Origin of the sequence: Streptomyces tricolor, assembly GCF_002155905.1 — a bacterium.
GTDB lineage: Bacteria > Actinomycetota > Actinomycetes > Streptomycetales > Streptomycetaceae > Streptomyces > Streptomyces tricolor.
This window is the reverse complement of the sequence record NZ_MUMF01000524.1, coordinates 1-5036: the sequence shown is the minus strand read 5'-3', so window position 1 is coordinate 5036 and position 5036 is coordinate 1. Positions and strand designations below refer to the sequence as shown.

The 5036-nt window shown below is 75.1% G+C and carries 3 protein-coding genes; all 3 read right to left on the bottom strand.

Annotated elements, in window-relative coordinates:
- Window positions 1–67 precede the first annotated feature (67 nt).
- The 3 genes from CCN44_RS32435 to CCN44_RS32425 all read right to left on the bottom strand — a co-directional run bounded on the left by CCN44_RS32435 (window position 68) and on the right by CCN44_RS32425 (window position 4924).
- Entirely contained in the window at window positions 68–2923 is a 2856-nt protein-coding gene (locus CCN44_RS32435) for a DEAD/DEAH box helicase (RefSeq protein WP_086701722.1), read from the bottom strand.
- A 277-nt stretch (window positions 2924–3200) separates the two neighbouring features.
- Window positions 3201–3782: a hypothetical protein gene (locus CCN44_RS32430; protein ID WP_059253891.1), complete on the bottom strand. Its 582-nt coding sequence runs from the start codon at window positions 3780–3782 to the stop codon at window positions 3201–3203.
- Window positions 3779–4924 (bottom strand): ROK family glucokinase, encoded by a 1146-nt coding sequence (locus tag CCN44_RS32425; RefSeq protein ID WP_059253888.1) that lies wholly within the window; start codon window positions 4922–4924, stop codon window positions 3779–3781. Before CCN44_RS32425 ends, CCN44_RS32430 begins: the two co-directional genes overlap by 4 nt.
- Window positions 4925–5036 lie beyond the last annotated feature (112 nt).

The following is a 5036-nucleotide window of genomic DNA, read 5'->3' as shown; positions in this document are numbered from 1 at the left end:
CGCCCCGGCGACGCCGCCCGGAGGGCCCGGCGGGCGGCGTCGCCGGGGCGGGGGCGGTCGGTGCCGGTCATGGCGTCCTCCGCAGGGAGACGAGGTCGGCGAGTTCACGGTCCGTGAGTTCGGTGAGGGCGGCCTCGCCGGAGCCGAGGATGGCGTCGGCCAACGCCCGCTTGGCGGCGAGCATCTCGGCGATGCGGTCCTCCACCGTCCCCTCGGTGACCAGGCGGTGGACCTGGACGGGCTGGGTCTGCCCGATGCGGTACGCGCGGTCGGTGGCCTGTTCCTCGACCGCCGGGTTCCACCAGCGGTCGAAGTGGACGACATGGCCCGCGCGGGTGAGGTTCAGGCCCGTGCCGGCCGCCTTCAAGGAGAGGATCAGGACGGGGGTCTCGCCGTTCTGGAAGCGGTCCACCATGCGCTCCCGCTCGGGCACCGGGGTGCCGCCGTGCAGCAGGTCGACGGGGATCGCGCGGGCGGACAGGTGGGCGGCGAGGAGGCGGGCCATGCCGACGTACTGGGTGAAGACCAGGGCCGAGCCGTCCTCGGCGAGCAGGGTGTCGAGCAGCTCGTCCAGGAGGGCGAGTTTGCCGGAGCGGGCGGCCAGGCGGTCGGGGTCCGGCTGTTCCTTCAGGTAGAGCGCCGGGTGGTCGCAGATCTGCTTCAGCGCGCCGAGCAGCTTCAGCACCAGGCCCCGCCGTGCCATGCCCTGCGCCGTCTCGATGGCCAGCATCGACTCGCGCACCACCGCCTCGTACAGCGCGGCCTGTTCCCGGGTGAGCGGCACCGGGTGGTCGGTCTCCGTCTTGGGCGGCAGCTCGGGCACGATCCCGGGGTCGGACTTCTTGCGGCGCAGGAGGAAGGGGCGGACGAGCCTGGCCAGGCGCTGCGCCGCTTCCTCGTCCTCGCCGTTCTCCACCGCGCGGGCGTGCCGGGCGCGGAAGGACTTCAGCGGGCCGAGGAGACCGGGGGTGGTCCAGTCGAGCAGGGCCCACAGTTCGGAGAGGTTGTTCTCCACGGGGGTGCCGGTCAGCGCGACGCGCGCGGGGGACGGGATGGTGCGCAGCGCCTTGGCGGTGGCGGAGAAGGGGTTCTTCACGTGCTGAGCCTCGTCGGCGACGACCATGCCCCAGGGCTGTTCGGCGAGGCGGGCCGCGGTGGAGCGCATGGTGCCGTACGTGGTGAGGACGAAGCCGCCGGTCACGTCGTCCAGGGTGCGGTCGGGGCCGTGGAAGCGGCGGACGGGGACGCCGGGCGCGAACCGGGTGATCTCCCGCTGCCAGTTGCCGAGGAGGCTGGCCGGGCAGACGACGAGGGTCGGCTCGGGGCGGGCACGCTTCAGGTGCAGGGCGATGAGCGTGACGGTCTTGCCTAGGCCCATGTCGTCGGCGAGGCAGCCGCCGAGGCCGAGGGAGGTCATCAGGTCGAGCCAGGCCAGGCCGCGCAGCTGGTAGTCGCGGAGAGTGGCGTTCAGGCCGGGCGGCGGGGTCGCGGGGCGCGGGCCCGCGGTGAGCCGGTCGCGGAGGGTGGCCAGCGCGCCGTCGGGGACGGCCTCGACGGTCTCGCCGTCCACCTCGGCGGTGCCGGTGAGAGCTACGGACAGCGCGTCGACCGGGTCGAGCAGGCCCAGCTCGCGCTTGCGGGCCTTGCGCACCAGGGCGGGGTCGACGAGCACCCAGCGGTCCCTGAGCCGTACGACAGGGCGGTGGGCCTCGGCGAGGGTGTCCATCTCGGCCTCGCTGAGCGGATCGCCGCCGAGCGCGAGTTGCCAGCGGAACCGGAGCAGGTCCTCGCTCTCGAAGAATCCGGTGCCGTCGGTGGCCGAGCCGGGCGCCGGGCGGACCACGGCGGTGGCGGTCAGGTCGCGGGCGAGGTCGCGGGGCCAGTGGACGGCGACGCCGGCGGCGGCCAGCCGGCTCGCCGCCACCCCGAGCAGCTCGCCCAGCTCCTCCTCGGACAGGGCGAGGACGTCGGGCATGTGCTGGTCCGCGAGGCGGTCCAGGGGCGGCCACACCCGGGCGGCGCGCCGGACGGCGAGGGCCGCGTCCACGCGCGCGCGGGGTCCGAACGCCGTGTCGGCCTCCCCCGCCCACAGGGCCGCCGCGTCGGTCACCAGGGTGGGGTCGGCAAGGCTGTGCACCTGCACGATCGCCGCTCCCGCGGCGCGCGTCCCCTCGCGCTCGCCGGCGTCGAAGACGTCGGACGCGGACAGGTCGAGGCGGAGCGAGATCCGGACGCCCGCGTCCATCCCGGCGGCGACCTCGGCCGCCCAGGCGTGGGCCTCGGGGAGGAGCTGGGCTTCGCGGGCGGCGAAGGGCCGGCCGGCGGTGTGGGGGGCCGCGGGCGTGCGGGGCAGGGTGTCGGCGACGGCGTCCAGGAAGGAGCGAACCAGGGCCTCCGGCTCGGGCAGGCACAGCGGGCCGGAGCCGGGGAAGGGCACGGCGTGGCCCTCGGGGGGCAGGGCCGCGGCGATGGCGCGCAGGTGGGCGATGTCGTCGGGCTCCAGCGGGCCGGCCCGCCAGGCGTCGTGGCCGGCCGGGGTGAGGCCCGGCAGCAGCCGGCCGCGGGCGACGAGCCGCAGCGCGTGCAGGGCGGCGGCGCCCCAGCAGGCGGTGGCCGGGTGGGCGGCCGGGTCGCGCCGGGCGCGGACCAGCAGCGGCAGCGCCTCGGCGAGCGGCAGGGTCAGCGCGGGCACCTGCCGGCGGCGCACGCCGGCGCCGTGGCGTCGTACGACCGTCAGCTCCTGCGCGGCGGCTGCGGGTCCGGCGGGCAGCGGGTCGCCGTCGGGGTCCCAGAAGGCGAGGCGGCCCTCGCGCGGCAGGGGGGCGGGCAGGTAGACGGACGCGAGGCGCACCGGGACCGGGTGCCCGGTCTCCGTCTCCCGGGAACCCCCTGTGTGCTCGGCCACCGCAGCCGTGCCGCTCATACGTCCTGCCACCTCCCGCCACCGCGTCGGATCAGCTGTCCTACGACTCTACGGGCGGGGTCTGACAATCGGCTCCGACGCCGGCCGGGGCCGGGGCCGGGGCCTGTCGTGCGGACCGGGTCGGCTGTGAGGAACGTCGCCTCGTGGCCGACCCCGGCGGGGCATGGTGCGTGCGGTTGCAAGGCGGAGGAGGGAGCCGACGCGGAGCGCCGGCGCGGGACGACGACGCGGCAGATGTGCGTGCCACGCCCCCCACGCCAGCATCCGAACGACAGGCCTAGGGAACCGTGCGGGAGACCACGAAGACCGCCGGGTGCTCCGGGTCGGCCAGGTTGACGACCACGTCCTGGGTGGGCGCCGGGTTCTTCTGCTCGTGGGTCAGGCCCCACCAGGGGCCGGGGCCGGTGAAGGTCCATCCGGTGACCTTCCGGTCCCGTTCGCCGACGGCGATCTCGTCCTTCTTCAGCTGGTCCCGGCGGACGCCCATGGCCCCCAGGAAGCTGTCCAGGCCGGCGGGGTTGGTGCGGAACTGGACGTAGAGGCGGCTGGTCTTCCAGTTGTTCGTCTCGTAGTAGGCGATGTCGTCCGCGGGGTGCGGCACGGTCACCTGGTACAGGCGGCGCTGCACCTTCGACGGCCAGCCGGGGGTGAGGCCGGTCGCCGCGTACTTGGCCTCCTTGTCCTTGCCGCTGTTGCGGCTCTGGTTCGCGGAGATCACCAGGTAGCCGGCCGGTACGCCGATGAGCAGCACGATGATCAGCAGGGTGAGCGCCCGGCGCTTCGCCTTGTGCCGCGGGTCCTCGGCGGGCCGGTGCGACTCGTCGGGCGGGCCGCCCTGGTGGGGAAGCGAGGGCGTCATGCGGTGTCCCGGTCGCGGCGGGCCTGGACGTACCGCTCGTAACGCTCGTAGCGCTCCACCCGGCGCCGCTTGGCCCGGCGGAACCGGCGGGCGACCAGCCGGGCCAGGTCGGCGGCGCCCACCATGCCGGCCTCGGGGCCGAGCTGGGCGCGGGTGATGCGGGCCTCGGGGCGGTAGCCGCGGCCGGTGAGGTGGCGCTTGAAGGCGTCCCGGGCGGGGCCGATGAGCAGGTCGTCGGCGGCCGAGACACCGCCGCCGATCACGAAGCAGGAGGGGTCCAGGGCGGCGGCGAGGTTGGCGATGCCGACGCCGAGCCACTGGCCGATGTCCTGGAGCAGCTCCACGCACATCGCGTCGCCCTCGCGGGCCAGCTCGGTGATCATCGGGCCGGTGATCTCGTGGATGTTGCCCTTGACGTGCTCGATGATCCCGTAGGCCACCGGGGAGTCGGCCGCGGCCAGCTCCTTGGCCTCGCGGACCAGCGCGTTGCCGGAGCTGTACTGCTCCCAGCAGCCGCGGTTGCCGCACGGGCAGCGGTGGCCGCCGGGGACGACCTGCATGTGGCCGAACTCGCCGGCGACGCCGAACTTGCCGCGCTTGACCTGGCCGTCCTCCAGGATCGCGCCGCCGATGCCGGTGCCGAGGGTGATCATGACGAGGTGGTCCTCGCCGCGGCCGGCGCCGAAGCGCCATTCCGCCCAGGCGGCGGTGTTGGCGTCGTTGTCCACCAGGACCGGCACGGCGAGGCGACTGGCGATGCGGTCGCGCAGGGGCTCGTTGCGCCAGGACAGGTGGGGGGCGAACAGGACGCGGTTGCGGTCGGCGTCCACCCAGCCGGCGGCGCCGATGCCGACGGCGTGCACGTCGTGCCGGTCGGACAGGTCGAGGACCAGCTCGACGATGGTGTCCTCGACGACCTTGGGGCTCTTGGACTTGTCCGGGGTCTCCGTGCGGAGCTTCTCCAGGATGTTGCCGTCGGCGTCCACGACGCCCGCCATGACCTTGGTGCCGCCGATGTCGATGCCGACCGTCGGCACCCGGGGTGCGGTCAGGTGGGACCGGCGTTCCCGGGTGCCGACGGTACGCAGGACCGGGGCGCGGCGGGAACCGATGGGGGCGGTGAGGTCGCGGTAGGTGCTCATCGGGCTCGATTGTGCCGCACGCTCACGCTCGGTGCCGTGCGGGGCCGGGGGTGGCGGTGTGTGATCGTCGCCGAGTGCGGGTTCGTCGTGGTCGCTCGTGCCCGCGCGGCGG

What these genes read in the sequence shown, in the direction of transcription:
- CCN44_RS32425 (WP_059253888.1), bottom strand. Translation starts at nt 4,924, where the DNA reads ATGAGCACCTACCGCGACCTCACCGCCCCCATCGGTTCCCGCCGCGCC.
- CCN44_RS32430 (WP_059253891.1), bottom strand. Translation starts at nt 3,782, where the DNA reads ATGACGCCCTCGCTTCCCCACCAGGGCGGCCCGCCCGACGAGTCGCAC.
- CCN44_RS32435 (WP_086701722.1), bottom strand. Translation starts at nt 2,923, where the DNA reads ATGAGCGGCACGGCTGCGGTGGCCGAGCACACAGGGGGTTCCCGGGAG.